Source organism: Bradyrhizobium sp. SZCCT0153 (genome assembly GCF_018129995.1).
Lineage (GTDB): Bacteria > Pseudomonadota > Alphaproteobacteria > Rhizobiales > Xanthobacteraceae > Bradyrhizobium > Bradyrhizobium japonicum_G.
Genome location: NZ_JAFCKS010000003.1, coordinates 1012686 through 1033411, shown reverse-complemented (window position 1 = coordinate 1033411; position 20726 = coordinate 1012686). Strand labels below are relative to the sequence as shown.

The window sequence follows — 20726 nt, the reverse complement described above, 5'->3', positions numbered from 1 at the left end:
TTCGAGACGCCCGCCTACGGCGGGCCCTCAGGATGAGGTCGCGTTTTGCGGTGAGATATCAGACCCTCATGGTGAGGTGCCCGCCAAAGCGGGCGTCTCGAACCATGCAGGCCGAGGTCTTTCGGAAACCTCCCGCTGTCATATCCGATAGCCCTGCCCGCAAGCGGGAGAGGTTGCGGCGAGCGCTTGGCTAGCAGATCAAACGCAAAGCCAACCGGCCTCAGATATCGATCGTTGCGCTCAGCGAGTGTTCCTGGATGAAGTCGCGGCGCGGTTCGACCACGTCGCCCATCAGCTTGGTGAAGATGTCGTCGGCCTCGTCGACCTCCTTGACCTTCACCTGGAGCAGCGAACGCGCATTGATATCCAGCGTCGTCTCCCAGAGCTGTTCCGGGTTCATCTCGCCCAGCCCTTTGTAGCGCTGCAGCGTGACGCCCTTGCGGCCGGCGTCGGTGACGGCTTCGAACAGGTCGACCGGCCCGTAGACCATGTGCTCGACGTCCTTGCGCCGCAGCTTGCCGGGCCGGGCATAAACGTCCTGGAGCTTCACCGTGTACTCGTCGAGCTTGCGGGCTTCGACCGAGCCCAGGAAGGCATCGTCGATCACAGCGGCTTCCTTGACGCCGCGCACCGTGCGCTCGAACTGGAAACCCTGGCCTTCGACGTACTGGCCGACCCAGCCGCGTTCGACCTCGTCAGCGAGCGTGTCGAGGCGGGCGGCGATGTATTGCGCGGCTGCGGCGGCTTTCTCCGGGTCGCCATAGATCGCCTTGTTCAGCACGCCCGTGATGGCGGCCTGCTCGATCACCTTGCGATTGTAGCGGGTGTGCAGGCTGCGCAGGATGCCGCGGACGGCGCGGGCGTCGTCGATCAGCGAACGCAGATCGCGGCCGGTGCGATCGCCGCCGGTGCCCGGAATGTAGACGCAGTCGTCGAGCCCGGTGTCGATCAGATAATCTTCCAGCGCCCGCTCGTCCTTCAGATACTGCTCCGACTTGCCGCGGTTGACCTTATACAGCGGCGGCTGGGCGATATAGAGATAGCCGCCGTCGATGATGTCGCGCATCTGCCGGTAGAAGAAGGTGAGCAGCAGCGTGCGGATGTGGGCGCCGTCGACGTCGGCGTCCGTCATCACGATGATCTTGTGATAGCGCAGCTTCTCGATCGAGAACTCGTCGCTGATGCCGGTGCCGAGCGCGGTGATCAGCGTGCCGATCTGCTCGCTGCCCAGCATCTTGTCGGGGCGGACGCGCTCCACGTTGAGGATCTTGCCGCGCAGCGGCAGCACCGCCTGGAATTCGCGGTTGCGGCCCTGCTTGGCGCTGCCACCTGCCGAGTCACCCTCGACGATGAAGAGCTCGGATTTCGCCGGGTCCTTTTCCTGGCAGTCGGCGAGCTTGCCGGGCAGCGAGGACACCGAGAGGGGGCTCTTGCGGGTCAGTTCGCGCGCCTTTCGCGCGGCTTCGCGGGCGGCAGCGGCCTGGATCACCTTGCCGACGATCATCTTGGCTTCGCTCGGATGCTCCTCGAACCAGGCCTGGAGCGCTTCGTTGAGCACGTTCTCGACCACGGGCCGCACTTCCGAGGACACCAGCTTGTCCTTGGTCTGCGACGAGAATTTCGGATCGGGCACCTTCACCGAAAGCACGGCGGTGAGGCCTTCGCGGCAATCGTCGCCGGTCAGCGCGATCTTTTCCTTCTTCGCATTGCCCTCGGCATAGCCGTTGACCTGGCGCGTCAGCGCGCCGCGGAAGCCGGCCAGATGCGTGCCGCCGTCGCGCTGCGGGATGTTGTTGGTGAAGCACAGCACGTTCTCGTGGTAGCTGTCGTTCCACCACAGCGCGGCCTCGACGCCGATGCCGTTGGCTTCCGCGCGCACCATGATCGGTGCCGGCACGATCGCCTTCTTGTTGCGGTCGAGATATTTGACGAATTCCTCGACGCCGCCGGAATAGTGCATCTCCTCGCGCTTCTCGACCGCGTGACGCATGTCCGAGAGCGCGATGTTGACGCCGGAATTGAGGAAGGCGAGCTCGCGCAGCCGGTGCTCGAGCGTCGCGAAATCATATTCGATGTTCTTGAAGGTTTCGGTCGAGGCCTGAAACGTCACCTCGGTGCCGCGCCTGCCGGGCGCATCGCCGACGACCACGAGCGGTGCGACCGCATCGCCATGGGCGAACTCGATGTAGTGCTCCTTGTTGTCGCGCCAGATGCGCAGGCCGAGCTTGCTCGACAGCGCGTTGACGACGGAGACGCCGACGCCGTGCAGACCGCCGGAGACCTTGTAGGAATTCTGGTCGAACTTACCGCCGGCATGGAGCTGGGTCATGATGACCTCGGCCGCCGAGATGCCTTCGCCCTTGTGGATGTCGACGGGAATGCCGCGGCCGTCGTCGCGCACGGTGACGGAATTGTCGGCATTGAGGATCACGTCGACGCGCGTGGCGTGGCCCGCAAGCGCCTCGTCGATCGCGTTGTCGACGACCTCGTAGACCATGTGGTGCAGGCCCGAGCCGTCGTCGGTGTCGCCGATATACATGCCCGGGCGCTTGCGGACGGCGTCGAGACCCTTGAGCACGCGGATCGATTCCGCCCCGTAATCGCTTGGATTTGAGGGCTCGTTTTCGGCAGGCGTCTGCCGAGCAGGTTCTGTCATGAGAGGCCTTCGAAATGTCGCCCGAATCAGCCGCGCAAAAGGCGCTGATTTGCAGGCTATTTGTGCCATGAAAGACAGCTTGCGCCTAGCGCAAAGTATCTCCCGGCAACCCTTTGATGAAATAGGGATTTTTAGCCGGTTTTCAAGGCTCGCGAAGGCTGATTCTGGGGCTCGCAAAAAGCGCGATTCGGAGAGGTTTTTGAGGCTTCGCAAAGGCGGGGTTTTTGCGGGCCTGGGAGGTGTGTTCCGAGGTGCCGTTAGAGCATTGGTCCTGGGTAAAGTTGGTCGGCCTGCGGGCTCGCCGCAACCTCTCCCGCAAGCGGGAGAGGGAGCGCACCTGCTACATAGCAGCCTCAATACATCTGCAGCGGCAGCACGTCGCCGTTCGGCCCCACCAGAAGGCCCCAGGCGTCGCCGGCGGCCACGGTCAGGGTTTCGCTGCGGGCAGGGCGTCCAGGCACGCGCAGGGCGTACTGGTACTTGCCAGGCGGCAGATCGAGCATCGGGCCTTTCGGCGATTGCGGGCCGCCGGCGCCGGCTGCGATCTTCACCGTTCGATTGTTGATCGTCAGCGACGCTTCCTTCGGCCCCATGTTGCCGAGCATCACCCGGGCCTGTCCCGCCTTGGGCATGATGTCGGCCTTGGCTGCGGCCTGCGGATTCCGTTGCACCAGGCTGACCGTGGTCTCGTCCCTGGCGCGGCCGAGCTTCAGCATGGCCGGTCCCTCCGGCGAGGTGAACGCCAGCTCCACCCGGTCGGCCGTGACGGTCGCGCCGTCGGTCTTTTCCTGCCAGCCGCGCTTGGTCAGCTCCGTGCGATAGAAGGCGAGGACATCCGAGAGTTCGGCAGGAATGCTGGCCTCGAGCTCCTTGCGGAACGACTGGTCGCTGCCGGGGAATTTCGTCGAGCTGATCCCGCTCGAACTGCGCTGCGTCGGCACGGGCAGCGCGCCATCGGGATCTGCCTTCAGCGGCTCGGTCGATTTGGCCTGCACCGTCTTGGATTCCGTCGGTTTGGATTGTGCCGATTTGGTCTCGGCCGGCTTCGCCGCAGCCACGACCAGGCCGGAGCCGGTGGCGCTGACATTCACCTTCGGACCCATCTGCATCACGGTCATCGAGATCGACTTGCCGGACTTGGAGAATTCCAACACCGCCATGTTGGGCTGGTTGATGACGGAGGGCTGCTCCTTCCAGCCCGCGTTCTTCAGCGATGCGCGGTAGAAGGCGCCGAGCGCCTTCACGCTCGAATTGGAGGAGAATTCGAGCCGGCCGTCGCCGCCCTCGAACTTCACGCCCTCGGCGGTTTCGGGCAGCGGCACCGGCGTCTTGCTGTCGGCGAGCGCATTGAGCGGCGTGTCGGACAGCGCGGCGGCCTGCACCTTGCGCCTCGCTTCGTCGGCGGCGATGAGTTGCTTGGCCGCACCTAGCGCATCACCAAGAAACTTCTGATCGGCTTCCTTCTTCGCCCTGGCGCGGGCGGCCAGCGCCGACTCCTTCACCTGCACGTTCAGGCTGATCATGGTGAAATCATACTTGCGGCCGAGCCGGAGCACGCCGGTTTCCTCGGCATTGGAGACCTTGATCGCGACCTCGTCGCCGGGCGCGAGCGGCGCGCTGCCGTCTTCCTGCCAGCCGCGCGCGGCGAGCTCGCGATGATAGAAGGCGAGCACGGCCGGCAGCTCGGCCATAGCGGCCGCTGACATCTCACGCTTGTTGGAATCGGCACTGCCGAGGCTCCTCGCCGTCTTGGTCGGATTCGGCCGCGGCAGGCCGGCAAGATCGCCGTCGGCCTTGAGCTCGCTCGGCAAGGCGAAGGGCGCGACCCGGATATCGACATTGGTGCGGCCATCGTCGCGGCGCGTCAGCGTCAGCATGACCGGCTTCTGCTGGTAGAAGCCGGTGTCCTTGCTGTCCGGGTGCGCGTAGAACGCACGCAGGCCGTTGGGAACGGTCTCGTCCAGGCTGGTCGCCCAGCGTGCGGCCGTTTCCGGCGTGAGCTTCTGCCAGCCGATCGCAGCCATCTCGTTGCTGTAGAAATTCGACGTCGCATCGAGCGCGCTGGACGCAATGCAGCCGAGATAGGGCCTTGTGCCATCGAACATGATGTCGCTCGCGCCGTCGGGAAACGGCACGTTCGAATAGATGCGGTCGGTCGAGTAGTGGACCATGGACTGGTCGGGCCGGCCGAGGGCTTGGGTGAGATAGACCGAAAGGCCCTGCCGCCCCTTTTTGAAGTTCAGCGTGGTGCTCTTCTCCTCCAGCGGCCGTACATAAGGCACCCAGCCTTCGCCGCTGAGGAGTTTTTTCACCGCCGGCGATGTCACGGCTTCCGGCGTCGGCATCCGATATTCGACGCGGTAGGGATCGGGGCGCGAGGTGTCTTCCACCGCGCCCTCGAGCTGCGGCAGCGCGTGGACGTCGACGATACCTGCATCGGCGGCGGCCGCGATCGAGCAACTCGCCATCAGGAAGAGGCCGCACGCAAGCAGCCGCCAGCGTACCGGGACTTGCGTCCCGCGCGGGATCGTCGACATTGTCAAGACTCCTGGATTTCGCGCGGTCTTCATCCCTCGCGCAATTGCAGGCTGCGACACCGTCGGCGCGGCCTCAGACGACTAGTCGCGGCAGGAACCCGTGAGGTTCAATACAGCAGGAGCGGCGACCATGCCTCTCCGTCGCGCCCGACCGTGAGCTCCCAGGTATCGCCGGCCGTGAAGCTGAGGATCTGCGTGGTGGCTGGATGGCCCGGCACGTTCACCTCGTAGGAATATTTGCCGGGCCGCAGATCCAGCGACATCGCGCGGGCGCCGGCGGCGTGCTTGATGGTGCGGTCGTTGATCGTGAGCGTGGCGTCCGTATCGCTGATATTGGAGAACACCAGCATCGCCTGGCCGGGCTCGGGCATGACGTTCGCATCGGTCGCAACGGATGCGTTCTTCTGCACGAGGTTGACCCTGGTGCTGCTGTCCTTGCGGTCGAGCGCGAGCATGCCGGGTCCGAGCGGCGAGGCGAAGGCGAGCTGGACGTGATCGGCGGAGACCACCGCGCCATCGTGCTGCTCCTGCCAGCCGAGCTTGCCGAGCTCGGTGCGGTAGAAGGCGAGGACGTCGCCGAGTTCGGCGGGCACGGTCGCCTCCAGCCTGGTACGGAGCGGCGTTTCAACGCCCCTGACGACGGTGGTGTGAATTCCCCGGTAGCTGTAACGGGTCGGCGCGGGCAGCTTGGTATCGGGATCCGGCGTCAGCTCGGCCGAGAACAGCGGCGACAGACGCGGCACCCAGGCGCCGGCGCTTGCCGCGATCATGCAGATCGCGAGCAGGACAAGGCCGCACGCAAACGCCTGCCATCGTCCCGAGGCCCGAGCCCCGGTCCTTGCCGTCCGCATCTCACGCTCCAGGGGTATCGCGCGTGATGTCATCGCGCGATGGCAAAATGGGCTGCGACACCGTCGGCGCGGCCTCAGACAGCTAGTCGCCGACGCAACCGCGTGGGTTCAATGCGGCGGCTCACGGGCGTGCGCTGACCTGTCCGCTCTCGACGTCAAACACCTCGCCGCCGGCGCCAATCTCGGCGAAGGCGGCCGGGTCCGCGCCGGTCAGCCAGACCTGCGCGCCGAGCTTGCGCAGCTCGTCGAACAGCGCCGCGCGCCGGTTCGGATCGAGATGGGCGACGATCTCGTCGAGCAGCAGCAGCGGCACGATGCCGGTCATCTCGGCGACTAGCGTCGCATGCGCCAGCACCAGCCCGATCAGCAGCGCCTTCTGCTCGCCGGTCGAGGCGTCGCGTGCCGGCATGCCTTTCGGCGCATAGATCACCTGCAGATCGGTGAGATGCGGACCATCCGTGGTGCGGCCGGCGATGGCGTCGCGCGGGCGGTTGTCGCGCAGGATCTGCCGGTAGCGGTCCTCGACCGACGTTGCGGTCTCGCTCAGCAGCGCATTCTCCATCCAGCCGTCGAGCGCGATGTGCGCCGAGGGAAAGGCCGAGGCCTGCGCGCGCGCATTCAGCATGCCGGTGAGCCGCGCCGCGGTCTGGCCGCGGGTTGCGGCGACGGCGACCGCAAGCTCCGCGGTCTCGCGCTCGATCGCGTCGCACCAATGGTCGTCGTAATTGCGCGTCTCGAGCAGGCGGTTGCGCGAGCGCAGCGAGCGTTCGAGCGCGGAGATGCGGCTGGAATGCTCGCTGTCGATTGCCAGCACCAGGCGGTCGAAGAAGCGCCGCCGCTCGGAGGCCGCGCCCATGAACAGCCCGTCCATCGCCGGCGTCAGCCACACCATGCGGATATGGTCGCCGAAGGCCGTGGCGGAATTGACCGGCTCGCGGTCGATGCGGCAGCGCCGGCTCACGGAGCTGTCGGCGCGCGGCGCATCGATGCCGGTGCCGAGTGTGGCGAGCCCCAGCGCGCCCTCGACCTGGGCCGAGACCGCCCAGGAGCCGTCGCCCTGGTTGTCGGCGACGTCTTCCAGCGTGGCGCGCCGCAAGCCGCGTCCCGGCGACAGGAACGAGATCGCCTCGATGCAATTGGTCTTGCCTGCCCCGTTCGGCCCGACCAGCGCCACCATGTCAGCCGCCGTCGCGAGCCCCGCCGCCCGATAATTGCGAAAATGCGTCAGCGTCAGGCGATGAATGCGGGAGGGGGTCATGTTGGAACAGTGGCACGCTCTGCTCACCCTCTCCCCTTGTGGGAGAGGGTGGCGCCTCACGAAGTGAGGCGACGGGTGAGGGGTATCTTACCGCCCGGCAAGCTTTGCAAGGAGATCCTCCAATACAGAAGCTGGCTGCTGCAGCACGTCATTGTTCCAGTAACGCGCTATCGAGAAACCTTCCGCCGAGAGAGCCGCATCACGCGCTGCATCGGTTCGTGATACTGCGTGCTGACCGCCGTCGATCTCGATCACAAGGCGTTTCTCGAAGCAGACGAAGTCGAGAATGTAGCTTTTGAACGGAACCTGTCGGCGAAGCTTGAAGGCGGACAATCGACGATCCCTGAGCAGGCGCCACATCGCGGCCTCTGCATCCGTCGGCTCGTGCCGCATGTTCTTCGCGAATTGGCGGAGACGCTTGGGGACCGGCCGATGGGATGGTTCCTGCGGCACTAACCCCTCACCCGACTGAGTGTGTATCCGCCAGCGGAGTAGCCCTCTCCCACAAGGGGAGAGGGCGCAGCAACGTGCATCGCGCTAGGCTCTGAAAGAAGGGCCTGTCGGCGAGGGAGGAGCACCTCCCTCACACCCGCATCGGCATCAGCACGTACAACGCGCTCTTGTCGTCGCGGTCCTGCACCAGCGTCGGCGAGCCGGGATCGGCGAGCCTCAGGGTTGCAACGTCGCCTTCGATCTGGGCGGCGATGTCGAGCAGGTAGCGCGAGTTGAAGCCGATATCGAGGGCGTCGGAGGCGTATTCGACCTCGAGCTCTTCTGTCGCGCTGCCGGAATCCGGATTGGTCACCGACAGCACCAGCTTGCCCGGCGACAGCGACAGTTTCACCGCGCGCCCGCGCTCGCTCGAGATCGTCGAGACGCGATCGACCGCGTTCTCGAAATCCTTCTTGTCGACGACGAGCTCCTTGTCGTTGCCCTGCGGGATGACGCGGCCATAATCGGGGAAGGTGCCGTCGATCAGCTTCGAGGTCAGCACCACGTTGCCGATGGTGAAGCGGATCTTGGCCTGCGACAGCTCGATTGTCATCTCGGCGTCGGCGTCCTCGATCAGGCGCTGCACCTCGCCGACGGTCTTGCGCGGCACGATCACGCCGGGCATGCCGTCGGCGCCCTTGGGCTGCACCAGGTCGAGCTGGGCGAGGCGGTGGCCGTCGGTGGCGACGCCGCGCAGGGTTGCGGCCTTCGCGGAGCCTGCGGCATGCAGATAGATGCCGTTGAGATAATAGCGCGTCTCCTCGGTGGAGATCGCGAACTGGGTGCGGTCGATCAGCCGCTTGACGTCCTTGGCGGCGAGCGAGAACGAGTGCGACATGTCGCCGGCGGCCAGATCCGGGAAATCGTTCTCCGGCAGGGTCTGCAGCGTGAAGCGCGAGCGGCCGGCGCGGATCGCAAGCACGGCGCGGTCGCCGTCGGCCTCCAGCACGATCTGCGACCCGTCCGGCAGCTTGCGCACGATGTCGTAGAACATGTGCGCCGGCACGGTGGTGGAGCCCGCGGTCGCGGTTTCCGCGGGCAGCGTTTCCGTCACCTCGAGGTCGAGGTCGGTCGCCTTCAGCGACAATTTCGCATTCTCGGCCCGGACCAGCACGTTGCCGAGGATCGGGATCGTGTTGCGGCGCTCGACCACGCGGTGGACATGGCCCAGCGACTTCAGGAGTTGCGCGCGTTCGACCGTAACCTTCATTGCACTACTCGCCCGATCCCCAAGGAAACCAAATCTGGAAAAGCCGGGCGGCGGGACGCGCGCCACGGCACCGAAGACCCCGGAAAGCCGGATCATCCAGCCGATATGACCAAAGCCGTCAGGGTCGCGCAAGGTGGCGCGGATGGCCCCCGGATTCAAGGGATTGCGAGGTAGTTCCCCACGATTTACAGGCAAAAACGAGGGCCCGCCGCCCAGGCAAGACGAAGACCGCCGCCCCGGCATGGCCGAGGCGGCGGCAGGTTGGAAGGGGCAGGGCCTAGGCGTTTATTCCTGAAGCTGGCGCTTGAGCGATTCGACCTCGTCCGATAGCGCCGTGTCCTTGGACACCAGGGCCTCGATCTTGCGCACCGCGTGCAATACCGTGGTGTGGTCGCGCCCGCCGAAGCGGCGGCCGATTTCCGGCAGCGAGCGCAAGGTCAGCGTCTTGGCGAGGTACATCGCCACCTGGCGCGGACGGACCACGTTGGCGGTCCGGCGCGAGGACAGGAGGTCGGAGCGGCTGACATTATACTGCCGCGCCACCACGCGCTGAATGTCCTCGATCTTGATCCGCTTGGGTTCCTGCGGCCGGATCAGGTCGCGCACTTCGTGCTCCGCCATCTCCAGCGTCACCGGCCGGTTGTTGAGTTTCGAGTGCGCGAGCAGACGGTTGATCGCGCCTTCGAGATCCCTGCCGTTATGGGTTATGGCGCGGGCCAGATAGGTCAGCACCTCCTCGGGCACCTCGAAAGTCGCATGATGGGCGCGGGCGGCGGCGACGCGCGACTTGAGAATGCCGTGCCGCAGCTCCTCGCCGAGCGAGCCCATCTCGACCACGAGGCCGCCGGCCAGCCGCGAGCGCACGCGGTCATCGAGGCTTTCGAGATCGGACGGCGGCCGGTCGGCTGCGATCACGACCTGGCGGCCGGCGTCGATCAGCGCGTTCAGCGTGTGACAGAATTCGGCCTGGGTCGACTTGCCCTGCAGGAACTGGAGATCGTCGATCACGAGCACGTCGATGCCGCGCAGCGCTTCCTTGAAGGCGAGCGCCGTCTGCGTCTTCAGCGCGGCGACGAAGCCGTACATGAACTTTTCAGCCGTGAGATACAGCACCTTGCGCTCGTTGCCGGAATTACCGGCCCAGGTCACAGCCTGCAGCAGATGCGTCTTGCCGAGGCCGACACCGGCATGGATGTAGAGCGGGTTGAACATCACGGGGTCGCCTCTGCGACCTTCCGCGACCTGGCGCGCCGCCGCATGCGCCAGCGTGTTGGAGCGGCCGACGACGAAGCTTGCGAAGGTCAGGCGCGGATCGAGCGGCGAGCCGCCGAGCGCATCGTGATTGGCCGAGACCGGCGCGGTCGCGGTCGAGCGCAGCTCCGGCGCAGGCGTGCGGCGTGTTTCGACCGGCGCGGGCGCTTCCTTCTGCTGAACGACCGGACGCACGGCCGAGCGAACGGTGAGATCGATGCGATGCACTTCCGGCATCTCGGCCTGCCAGCACGACAACACGCGCTCGGCATAATGGGCCTGGATCCAGCTCTTCAGGAAGCGGGTCGGCACCGACAGACGCACGCTCTCGTCCTGCACGCCTTCCAGATCCATCCGCGCAAACCAGCTGGTGTAGACGTCCTCGCCGACGTTCGAGCGCAGCCGACTCTTCACGCGCGACCAGCGATCCTGTTCCGGTGTTGTCATCATGTGAGAACTTTTCTTGAGAGATAAGGTTGCGTGGTGAGCGCCATGCAGAGTTCCTGCCATCAGGGTTTCTGCCATGGCGCGACCTCAAGCGATTTCACCTGCAGACATGGCTCGACCGTTCGGCGGAAACGCCGCGTCCGATCAGCAATGTCAGAGATGGAGGGGTCGCGAGGTCAGCGCGTACTCGGCGCTCCGTTGCACGCGGGAGGCTTGATGTCCGACGAATCTAAAACGGCATAGTTGAAAGTCGAGGTGTGTTTCAATACCGCGTTGAGTCCGTAAGACATGATACCTCCCCGTCCTGCCGTGATTGCTCACGACAAGGTCCTGCGTGTCTAAACGGCAACCGCGTTGTACTCCTGCCGCGGATGCCTGCCCGTGTCCTAGTCGTCCGCTCGGCTTCGCCATCATGCCTGTCGAGGCAGCTTTCACGACGTCTCTCATATGCGAGCGAAAAAATCCCGCTTGGAGACATTCAGACAAAGAGCTACCGTTCCCACATTGCTGTGGGTTTTGAACCGACAATCGCTTGTTGAAGCGTCGCCTACGTGCACACCGCCGCCGATTTGCACGCTCGCCCCGTTTTCCGATACCGCGCTGGTCTCAAGATCGTGGGCGCCGCTGACGTCTTAAGGAATACACTATGCGGAAAGACTCGCAACGGAATTGATTCACACTTTAGGCATCAAAAAACTTGACCTCGGTTAACGCCGCGCGCGACTTGTGCACAGGCTCCAGAGCAAGTTTTTGGATTCGTGCACAGAATCGAAGATGCCGCGCCTCATGTGACAATTCTCGGTCACCGCCAAAAAATTTTTACAAAAGCGTCACGCGCGCGACGCGCGGGCGAATTTTCCAAACGCTTGAGGTCACTATGTCGATAAGTGATTAGCGAGACATCGTTTTTTGAGTCTCGTTTCACAGGGTAACTCCAGCGGTAGATTCGATCCGGTGAATCTACGGTGTGCAGAACTCGCAGGCACGCGAATTCAACTTGAGCCCGCCTCGCAGGGACTTTTTGCACCGCGGTGGAAGTTTCCACTGTTGCAAAATCACCCGCAGGTAAAACTACGGACCGCATCATGGTGCGACGATGGAGGTCTTCCAGTCGAAGATCGGTCGTCGCGTGACGGCTTGCTTGTTCATGGCAGGCAACAAAAAAGCCCGGCGCGATGCCGGGCTGTTTGACGCGTGCGATGTGCGATCTGATCGCCCGATCGAACTCGACCGGACGGTCTGTCGGATCGCCTGCCGGATTACTTGGCGAGCTTGGCGATCTGCGCGGTGAGCCGCGAGACTTTGCGGCTGGCATTGTTCTTGTGAATGATGTTGCGCTGGGCGGCGCGCATCAGAGCCGGTTCGGCATTCGCCAGCGCCTGCACGGCAGCGGCGCGATCGCCGGTCGCGATGGCTTCTTCGACGTTTCGCACGGCGCCGCGCATCTGGGTGCGGCGCGACTTGTTGACGGCGGTGCGGCGGGCGATCTTGCGCGTCGCTTTCTTGGCGGAAGTGGTATTGGCCATGGTCTCAATATCCTTTGCGGGTACCGGTCGCGTCTTGGTCGGGTAGCGCCGGCTTGCTTGACCGCGTAATCGACGCTCGGATTTAGGGTGTTCGGTTGCTGGCTGTTCCCGGAACATGAGCGACGGCCTTGCGGCTGTCTCTGAGGCCCAAAGAGCCTGTAAGCTCAAGGAGCCTTCAACTGCTCAAAGAACAGCGGCGGCAGGATTGCGCCCGCCGCCAGTTGGCGCCCTTATAGAGAGGGTCTTTGGCACCGTCAACGCTTTCCCGGACCGGAAAACCGGCCCCATGCGGCCCGAATGGGTGCCGTAACGCCCTGAAGTGGTTGAATTTCTGCCGTCTCCCTTGTATTGGCTGGCGGCGTTCAGGGGGTCGTCCGATCGGACGACCATATAAGGTGAGGCATGATCCGCGGCTTTTTCCGACTGATTGGGCTGTTGCTGCTCGCCGGCGGGTTCATCTTCATGGTCTATGACGGCGCCCGCTGGGTCGCCGACCAGACCCTCAAGTTCACCCGCTTCGGCCAGTTCTGGAACGACATCAATCAGGCCAGCCAGACGGCGTTCCGGACCTGGGTCGAGGCCAAGGCGCCGTGGCTCTGGACCTCGGTGATCCGCCTGGTGCTGGATCAGCCGGTGTTCGCCGTCCTCGGCATTTCGGGCATCCTCCTGATGATCCTGTTCCGCCCGCGCAAGCCGCTGATCGGCTATTCCCGGGATTGAACTTTCAATTCCCGGGATTGAGGGCTTTCAATTCCCGCGATTGAGCCTCGCGCTGGCGGCCGCGTAACAAGGCTGCCCCTTGCTGCGTAGATGCCTATATTCCCAACTGATCGCGAGCACGCCGCCTGAGCACTCGACCTCTCGAGCTGGCCCAGGCGACGGACAGCTCGTTTCCAGGAGATCCGTCCATGCTGTTCACGCGCAAGACCACCGCATTGCCGAGCGCCAAGGAAGCGCTGCCGGGCCGTGCGCAAGCCATTCCGACCGCGACCACCCATTTCGTCAACGGTGCCAAGCTCGCGCCGCCTTATCCCGCGGGCCTCGAACAGGCGGTGTTCGGGCTCGGCTGCTTCTGGGGCGCAGAGCGCAAGTTCTGGGAGCTCGGCGAGGGCGTCTACGCCACCGCCGTCGGCTATGCCGGCGGCCACACGCCGAACCCGACCTATGAGGAGACCTGCTCGGGCCGCACCGGCCACACCGAAGTGGTGCTGGTCGTGTTCGATCCGAAGAAGATCTCCTACGAGAAATTGTTGAAGACGTTCTGGGAGAGCCACAACCCGACGCAGGGCATGCGTCAGGGCAACGACGTCGGCACGCAATACCGAAGCGCGATCTACACCTATTCAGGCGCGCAGAAGACAGCGGCCGACCAATCGAAGGCGCTCTATCAGAAGGCGCTCGCCGCAAAGGGTCTCGGGGCCATCACCACCGAGATCGCACCGGCCGGCGAGTTCTATTTCGCCGAGGATTATCATCAGCAATATCTGGCGAAGAATCCCGCCGGCTATTGCGGCCTCGGCGGCACCGGCGTGTCCTGCCCGATCGGCGTGGGTGTGAGCGCGTAAGCGTAAACGTTGAAGCGGTGATGTGCTTACCCTCCCCTGGAGGGAGAGGGTCGGCTCACATTGAGCGCAGCGAAGATGTGAGACGGGGTTGGGTGAAGATCTCTCCACGTCCACACTGCCCGAGCGGAGAGATCACCCCACCCCGCTCGCGCTTCGCGCGATCGACCCTCCCCCTCCAGGGGAGGGTTGAAGCCCCGCTCAACGCTTTATTAACCATAACCGGTGCATCAGTGGAGCTGTCTCGTTTCGAGGGATAGGTCCGGTGCCAGTTGCACGCGCGTTTCGATGGTCGATCTCGGCAGCGTCCTTGGTAGCGTTCGCCGCGCTTGCGCTTGGCGGCTGCATGCAGACCGCCGGTCCCGTCGCGGTGATGCAGCCGCGCGCCGATCTCGACTCCATGGCCTATGGCCAGCCCTACGGCACGCCGCAGCCGGTCGTCGTCGCCGATGGCGGCGGCGCCATCGGCGCGCTGCGCACGTCCTTTGCCTCTTCGCCCGCGGCCATGCCGGTCGGCTATGCCGCACCGATGGCGGCGCCGGTCCGCTACGACGCCTCCTACCATCTCGACGCCGGCGACAAGCTGCGCGTCGTGGTGTACGGCCAGGAAGGCCTCACCAACAGCTACGCCATCGACGCCGGCGGCTCCATCACCATGCCGCTGATCGGCGGAGTGCCCGCACGCGGTCGCACTCCGGCAGGACTCGCCGGTGAAATCGCCGCGCGGCTGCGCAACGGCTATATCCGCGAGCCCTCGGTCGCCGTCGAGGTCGAATCCTATCGGCCGTTCTTCATCCTCGGCGAAGTCTCCGCGCCCGGACAATATCCCTACGTGCCGAACATGACGGTCGAAAGCGCGGTCGCGATTGCCGGCGGCTTCTCGCCGCGCGCCAAGCGCGACGTGGTCACCGTCACCCACACCGAAGCCGGCGGCTCGATGCGCGCCGTGGTTCCGCTCGGCACGCCATTGGCACCGGGCGACACCGTGTTCGTCGGCGAGCGCTGGTTCTAGCTCACCGCCTGAAATCCAGTCGCCCGTTCGGGAAACATCCATCGATCCTGACGGCATCGACCACGAGCCCGACCCATGGCCGCATGATGGCCGGGTTGGTCAGGTTGATATATTTCCCGACGAGACGATCCGCGCCCTGGCGGGCCGCATCGATCAGCCCGTGCCGGCGGCCATGGTCCCAGTCGAAGCGAAGATAGATGCGCTCGCCTGCGACCCGCACCTCCGCGCGCCCCACTTTCCACTGCTCCGGCGTATCGCCGGCAATGGTCGGATCGGCGCCGCCATTCCAGCGGCTCGCCCAGACCCCCTCGAGCTGATCGGAGGACGTCGGCATCGATGCCCAATGCGCCGCGTTGCCGTCGGCGGCATCGCCGGCGAGCATGGCGATGGAGGCATAGTCCATGACCTCACGATCGTTCGGCTCGGGCACGTCCATAGTGCCGAACGGATTGCGGATGACGACGTTCGTATTGGCCTGTTGCATGGTGATCTCCCGGCGATAGAGCTGGCTTGATCAGCCAGCTCTATCGCCGCGCGCCATGATGCAGCCACCCGTTTCCTGCTTGAGGTGTCATTGCCGGGCTCGACCCGGCAATCCATCGACCTGACGAAAAAGCTTCGCTTGATGGATGCGCGGGTCAAGCCCGCGCATGACGGGCGGCTATTTCAAATGCTTGGCGAAAAACGCCATGCTGCGCGGCCAGGCGATGTCGGCGCTGGCCTTGTCGTAGCTCGCCCGCTCGTCGCAATGGAAGCCGTGCTGCGCGCCAGGATAGATGAAGACCTCCACGTCGGGCCGCTTCGCCTTGACGGTCTCGACGTCGGTCAGGGGAATGCCGGCATCCTTCTCGCCGAAATGCAGCTGCGTCGGCACTTTCGGCGTCTCGTCGGCAAAGCGCACGACGGCGCCGCCATAGTAACCGATCGCGGCCTTCAGGCCCGACAGCCGCGTCGCCGCGACGAAGGCGATGCTACCGCCCAGGCAGAAGCCGATGATGCCGACCGGCCCGACGCTCCTCACAGCATCGATTGCTGCCTGCGTATCGCGCAGCATCGCGGCCCAGTCCGGATTGGCGACGAACTTGCGCGCTTCCGCGATCTCGTCGGGCGAATAGCCCGACTGGAAGTTCGGGGACGTCCGGTCGAAGATCGACGGCGCGATCGCGGCATAGCCTTCACCGGCGAGGCGGTCGCAGACCGAGCGGATGTGATGATTGACGCCGAAAATCTCCTGAATCACCACCACCGCGCCCTTAGGCGTGCCTGAGGGATCAGCGCGATAGGCGCCGAGCTGAAAATTGTCGGAGGCCGTCAGCTTGATGTCTTGTCCCACGCGGGTTGTCCTTCTTGGTTATTACGAACTCTAGTCTCTCCCCTCATCCTGAGGAACGCGCCCTTCGCGCGCGTCTCGAAGGATGAAAGGCCCGTGACGCTTCAGCGGGGCCTTCATCCTGCGAGACGCCTGCTTCGCAAGCTCCTCGGGATGAGGGGAGGCAGTCGCGCGCGCACCTCACTCCCACATCCAGTTCACGCCGTAATCTTCCTTCCATCCCGCCAGCCGTCCATGACGGAACTGCAGGAACAGGCGGTGACGGTAGGGGATCAGTCCGCTGCCACCGATGTTGCGAAGGGCGAGATAGATCTCGTTGCCGGGGCGTCCCCGCACGTATTGCAGGGGTTGCCCGAGCGCGCGTGCGGTCTCTCCGGCATCCATGCCGAAGGCGAGCGGCGTGTTGTTCGACAGGGTCGCGACGAAAGGCAGGCGGGGCGGTGGCCCGCCGAATGGCTCGGCCTGCGCGGATAACGATAGCAACACCGCGCCCGCAGCCAACATCGCTCGCTTCATGGCCTCGCGTCCTCGTCCAGCCGTCCTGGGCCTGCAAGTTCTTCAGGCAAGTTCTTGAGGCAAGTTCTTCAGGAAAGCCAGCACGGCGTCAACAAAAGCCTGTGGCTGATCGATGTTGACGGCGTGTCCGGCCGCGGGGATCACGACTTTTTGTGCGCCGGGAATTTTTGCCGCCATGTAATCGGACGCGGCGAGGAACGGCGTGTCGTCGGCGCCGACCACGATCAGCGACGGCACGTTGATGTCGGGCAACGATTCGATCACGCGCGCATCGCGCTGGGTCAGCATGCCGCGCGCGGCGAGCGCCAATCCCCTGGCGTTGCGGTGGCTCGCGGTGGCGCGCTCGCGCGTCGCCGATTTGAGCACGTCGAGACCTTCGCGATCGAGCCTGTCGGCGGTGCCGAACGCCCGGGCGTTCCAGGCCTCGCGCGCGTCGTCCTTCTTGAAGCCGGGACCGGTGTCGATGATCAGCAATGCGCAGGCGGCTTGCGGATGTGCGCGATGGAAAGCGAGCGACATGTAGCCGCCGAGCGAGAGCCCGCCGATGATGGCGCGTTCAGTCCCGGTCGCATCGAGGATCGCAGCCATGTCGCCGACGGTGAGCGCTTCGCTGTAAGCGCCGGGATCATCCGGATAATCCGACTGGCCGTGGCCGCGCATGTCCCACAGGATCAGCCTGTGGTCCTTCGCAAGCGCATCGACCTGTCCATGCCACATCGCCGAGGTCGAGGAATAGCCGTGGGTGAGCAGCAGCGGCGCCCCTTCGCCATGAACCTCGTAGTAGATTCCGACGCCGTCCCGTTCGATCCTTGGCATTGCTTCCATCCTTTCTCGCTTCTTGTTCATTGCAGCCGCGACCACGCTGCGCCCTCTCCCACGAGGGACATCCAATTCGGCGATTAGCTCAAACTCGCTTCGTCATACCCTAGCCTGCCAAGTTACCTGGAAGAAACCGCCAATGCCGCGACAGCTTTCATGCCTTACGCGCACTCTGTTGCGTTCAGGCGCTGCATCGGCGCCGTTGTCGCGACGCACAACGCGCAAACGCCGGCTTTGCTTCGATCGATTCCAAATTGCATTTGCTTCGGCACGCGAACCCGATCATTCTTGCGTCAAGGCTGGCGCCGGCCCGGTGGGCGTCCGCCATTTCAAGTTGCCGCCGTAAGCGGCTTCATGCACCGGCAGGGGAAGACGCCTATGCCAACTCTCACCATCAACGGGCGGAGTATGTCCGTGGATGCGGCGAACGACACGCCGCTCCTCTGGGCGATCCGCGAGCAATTGCAGATGACCGGCACCAAGTTCGGCTGCGGTGCCGGCCTGTGCGGTGCCTGCACCGTGCACGTCAACGGCGAAGCGGTGCGCTCGTGCCAGACCATGGTCGGCGATGTCGCCGGCAAGAAGATCACCACGATCGAAGGCCTTGCCGCCAAGGGCGATCATCCCTTGCAGAAGGCGTGGATCGCCGAACAGGTTCCGCAGTGCGGCTACTGCCAGTCCGGGCAGATCATGCAGGCGGCCTCGCTGCTCGCGAAGAATCCCAATCCGACCAAGGAAGAGGTCGTGGCGCACATGGACGGCAATCTCTGCCGTTGCATGACCTATTCGCGGATCCAGAAGGCGATCATGCGGGCTGCCACCGAGATGCGCACCGCGTCCGCCTCCGGCAACGAACGGAGGCCCACATGAATAAGCACATCAAGGCGGTCACACCCGAGACGACCGATCTCAGCCGCCGCTCGTTCCTCGTCGGCACCGCCGCGACCGGCCTCGTGCTCGGCTATGCCGGCGTGCCCGGCATCGGTGAGGCGCTCGCTGCGCCGTCGACCTTCGAGCCGAGCGTCTGGTACGCGATCGCGCCCGATGGTCTGGTCACCGTGACTTGCGGCAAGGCCGATATGGGCCAGCACATCGCCTCCACCATGGCGCAGATCGTGGCCGAAGAGCTGGGCGCGAAGTGGAGCGACATGCGGGTCAACCTCGCCTCCAACGATCCAAAATTCAACGACCCCGTGCTGGGGGCGCAGATCACCGGCGGAAGCTGGTCGACCATGATGAACTTCGAAGCCATGAGCCGCGCCGGTGCGGCCGGTCGCATGGCGCTGACGGAAGGGGCGGCAGCTTCCATGGGCGTGCCTGCTTCGGAGCTCGTGGTACGCGATTCCGTGATCTCGCATCCGAAGTCGAAGAAGCAGATGTCGTTCGCCGATGTCGTCAAGAGCGGCAAGGCGACAAAAACCTTCACGCCGGACGAGCTCAAGGCGATCAAGCTGAAGACACCGGATCAGTACACCATGATAGGCGTGTCGGTGCCGCAGCTCGACATTCCCTCCAAGACCAACGGCACGGCCAAGTACGGCATCGACGTGATGCTGCCGGGCATGGCCTATGGCGCGGTGGTGACACCGCCGGTGCGCTTCGGCGCCACGGTCAAATCGGTCGACGACTCGGCTGCGAAGAAGGTGCCGGGCTTCATCAAGGCCGTCACCCTCGACGACAAGACCGGAACGACCTCGGGCTGGGTCGTCGCGGTCGCCGCCACCTATGCCAACGCCAAGAAGGCGGCGCAGGCGCTCAAGATCGCCTATGACGGCGGTCCGAATGCGAAGGTCTCGAGCCAGTCGCTGCTCGACGAGGCGATGCGGCTTCAGAAGCAGGAGGATTCCGGGCAATTCTTCGTCAAGGACGGCGATCCCGCAGCTGCCTTCGGCTCGGCGGCCAAGGTGCTGGAGGCGGAGTACACCACCAGCATCAACATCCACGCGCCGATGGAGCCGATGAACGCCACCGCGGAGTTCAAGGGCGACATCCTGCACATCTATTCGGGCAACCAGTTCGCGACGCGCTCCGGTGCGATCGCGGCGGGTGCCGCCGGAATCGATCCGAAGTTCGTCGTCATGCACCAGATGTGGCTCGGCGGCGGCTTTGGCCGCAGGCTCGATGCCGACATGATGGTGCCGGCGGTGCAGGCGGCGAAGGCCATCGGCAAGCCGGTGAAGGTGATCTATACGCGCGAGAACGACATGACGATGGATTTCTCGCGTCCGCTCACCTACCAGAAAGTGAAGGCCGGCGTGGACGGCGACGGCAAGCTCGTCGCGCTCAGCCACGACGTGGTCTCGGCCTGGCCGACCGAGCGCTGGGGAATCCCCGATTTCCTGACGCCCTCGGTCGACAAGAAGGGCCCGCTTGACAGCTTCACGGTGAACGGCGCCGATTTCTTCTACACGGTGCCGAACCATCATGTGCGCGCGATCAAGAACGAGCTCGCGCACAACGCCACGCCGTCCGGCCAGCTCCGCTCGGTGGCGCCGGGCTGGACCTTCTGGGCGGTCGAAAGCATGATCGACGAGATCGCGGCCGCCACCGGCAAGGATCCGGCGCAGTTCCGCATCGCGCTGCTCGACGGCAAGGGCAAGAACGACGGCGGCGCGCAGCGGCTGCGCAACACGCTGCTCGCCGCGATGGGGCTGTCCGGCTACGGCACGAGGCAACTGCCGAAAGGCGAGGGGATGGGCGTCGCCTGCGTGTCGTCGCAGGAACGCGCAACCGCGAGCTGGACGGCCTGTGTCGCCCACGTCGCGGTGGCGCCGTCGGGCGAGGTGACCGTGAAGAAGCTCACGGTCGCAACCGACGTCGGCACCCAGGTGCATCCCGACAACATCCGCGCCCAGGTCGAGGGCGCGGCGCTGTGGGGCCTGTCGCTGGCGATGTACGAGAAGGCGACGCTCAAGGACGGTGGCATCGAGCAGACCAATTTCGATAGCTACACGCCCTTGCGCATGAGCCAGATGCCCGAGGTCGCGGTCGCCGTGATCGCCAATGGCGAGAAGGCCACCGGCGTCGGCGAGCCCGCGGTGACGGTGGTGGCTCCCGCCATCGGCAACGCCATCTTCAACGCCTCCGGAGCCCGGGTCCGGGCCCTGCCGATCACGGCCGAGGCCGTGAAGGGTGCGATGAAGGCGTAAGGCGGGCCTGCAATTTTGTAACGCGAGATGATCCGCCGGGGGGCACCTCCCGGCGGGTTTTTCGTGAAAGGAAACCCCAGTCATTCCAAGGAGAAGGCTACTGTGCATGG

The 20726-nt window shown here is 64.8% G+C and carries 17 protein-coding genes; 5 read left to right on the top strand and 12 right to left on the bottom strand.

Annotated features, from left to right (window positions below; translation table 11 throughout):
* Positions 1–220: 220 nt before the first annotated feature.
* The 8 genes from gyrB to rpsT all read right to left on the bottom strand — a co-directional run bounded on the left by gyrB (position 221) and on the right by rpsT (position 12228).
* Positions 221–2656, bottom strand: coding sequence for a DNA topoisomerase (ATP-hydrolyzing) subunit B (gene gyrB, locus JQ572_RS18435; protein ID WP_211383936.1), 2436 nt, complete (start codon positions 2654–2656; stop codon positions 221–223).
* Positions 2657–3009: 353 nt separating this feature from the next.
* The gene (locus tag JQ572_RS18430) at positions 3010–5193 is read right to left on the bottom strand and encodes a hypothetical protein (protein ID WP_211383937.1); all 2184 of its coding nucleotides are present in this window, start codon (positions 5191–5193) and stop codon (positions 3010–3012) included.
* 107 nt (positions 5194–5300) lie between these two features.
* Positions 5301–6044 carry a hypothetical protein gene (locus tag JQ572_RS18425; RefSeq protein WP_211383938.1) on the bottom strand — a complete coding sequence of 248 codons (744 nt, stop codon included), beginning with the start codon at positions 6042–6044 and terminating at the stop codon, positions 5301–5303.
* 121 nt (positions 6045–6165) lie between these two features.
* Positions 6166–7302 carry a DNA replication/repair protein RecF gene (gene recF, locus JQ572_RS18420; RefSeq protein WP_211383939.1) on the bottom strand — a complete coding sequence of 379 codons (1137 nt, stop codon included), beginning with the start codon at positions 7300–7302 and terminating at the stop codon, positions 6166–6168.
* Between the two features lie 87 nt (positions 7303–7389).
* Positions 7390–7755: an endonuclease domain-containing protein gene (locus JQ572_RS18415; protein WP_211383940.1), complete on the bottom strand. Its 366-nt coding sequence runs from the start codon at positions 7753–7755 to the stop codon at positions 7390–7392.
* Between the two features lie 130 nt (positions 7756–7885).
* Positions 7886–9004 (bottom strand): DNA polymerase III subunit beta, encoded by a 1119-nt coding sequence (dnaN, locus tag JQ572_RS18410; RefSeq protein ID WP_211383941.1) that lies wholly within the window; start codon positions 9002–9004, stop codon positions 7886–7888.
* Between the two features lie 285 nt (positions 9005–9289).
* A complete protein-coding gene (gene dnaA / locus JQ572_RS18405) occupies positions 9290–10702 on the bottom strand; it encodes a chromosomal replication initiator protein DnaA (protein ID WP_249129102.1) in 1413 nt (470 codons plus the stop codon).
* A 1259-nt stretch (positions 10703–11961) separates the two neighbouring features.
* Positions 11962–12228, bottom strand: coding sequence for a 30S ribosomal protein S20 (gene rpsT, locus JQ572_RS18400; protein ID WP_211383943.1), 267 nt, complete (start codon positions 12226–12228; stop codon positions 11962–11964).
* Between the two features lie 402 nt (positions 12229–12630).
* Here rpsT and JQ572_RS18395 point away from each other — a divergent pair, with 402 nt between their 5' ends.
* The 3 genes from JQ572_RS18395 to JQ572_RS18385 all read left to right on the top strand — a co-directional run bounded on the left by JQ572_RS18395 (position 12631) and on the right by JQ572_RS18385 (position 14802).
* A complete protein-coding gene (locus JQ572_RS18395; RefSeq protein ID WP_211383944.1) occupies positions 12631–12948 on the top strand; it encodes a hypothetical protein in 318 nt (105 codons plus the stop codon).
* A 188-nt stretch (positions 12949–13136) separates the two neighbouring features.
* Entirely contained in the window at positions 13137–13793 is a 657-nt protein-coding gene (gene msrA / locus JQ572_RS18390) for a peptide-methionine (S)-S-oxide reductase MsrA (protein WP_211383945.1), read from the top strand.
* Positions 13794–14055: 262 nt separating this feature from the next.
* Positions 14056–14802 (top strand): polysaccharide biosynthesis/export family protein, encoded by a 747-nt coding sequence (locus JQ572_RS18385; protein WP_211383946.1) that lies wholly within the window; start codon positions 14056–14058, stop codon positions 14800–14802.
* A 1-nt stretch (position 14803) separates the two neighbouring features.
* On the opposite strand, the gene JQ572_RS18380 is transcribed toward JQ572_RS18385, so the two are convergent.
* From JQ572_RS18380 to JQ572_RS18365, 4 genes are all read right to left on the bottom strand, one after another.
* Complete coding sequence (locus JQ572_RS18380) at positions 14804–15286, bottom strand: hypothetical protein (RefSeq protein WP_211383947.1); 483 nt, start codon at positions 15284–15286, stop codon at positions 14804–14806.
* 177 nt (positions 15287–15463) lie between these two features.
* On the bottom strand, positions 15464–16135 hold the full coding sequence (locus JQ572_RS18375; RefSeq protein WP_211383948.1) for a dienelactone hydrolase family protein: 672 nt from the start codon (positions 16133–16135) through the stop codon (positions 15464–15466).
* A 177-nt stretch (positions 16136–16312) separates the two neighbouring features.
* Complete coding sequence (locus JQ572_RS18370) at positions 16313–16648, bottom strand: hypothetical protein (RefSeq protein WP_211383949.1); 336 nt, start codon at positions 16646–16648, stop codon at positions 16313–16315.
* A gap of 42 nt (positions 16649–16690) precedes the next feature.
* The gene (locus JQ572_RS18365; protein ID WP_211383950.1) at positions 16691–17464 is read right to left on the bottom strand and encodes an alpha/beta fold hydrolase; all 774 of its coding nucleotides are present in this window, start codon (positions 17462–17464) and stop codon (positions 16691–16693) included.
* A 381-nt stretch (positions 17465–17845) separates the two neighbouring features.
* Between JQ572_RS18365 and JQ572_RS18360 the strand changes: the two genes are divergently transcribed.
* Positions 17846–18337, top strand: coding sequence for a (2Fe-2S)-binding protein (locus JQ572_RS18360; RefSeq protein WP_027514647.1), 492 nt, complete (start codon positions 17846–17848; stop codon positions 18335–18337).
* Positions 18334–20616 (top strand): xanthine dehydrogenase family protein molybdopterin-binding subunit, encoded by a 2283-nt coding sequence (locus tag JQ572_RS18355; RefSeq protein ID WP_211383951.1) that lies wholly within the window; start codon positions 18334–18336, stop codon positions 20614–20616. Before JQ572_RS18360 ends, JQ572_RS18355 begins: the two co-directional genes overlap by 4 nt.
* Positions 20617–20726 lie beyond the last annotated feature (110 nt).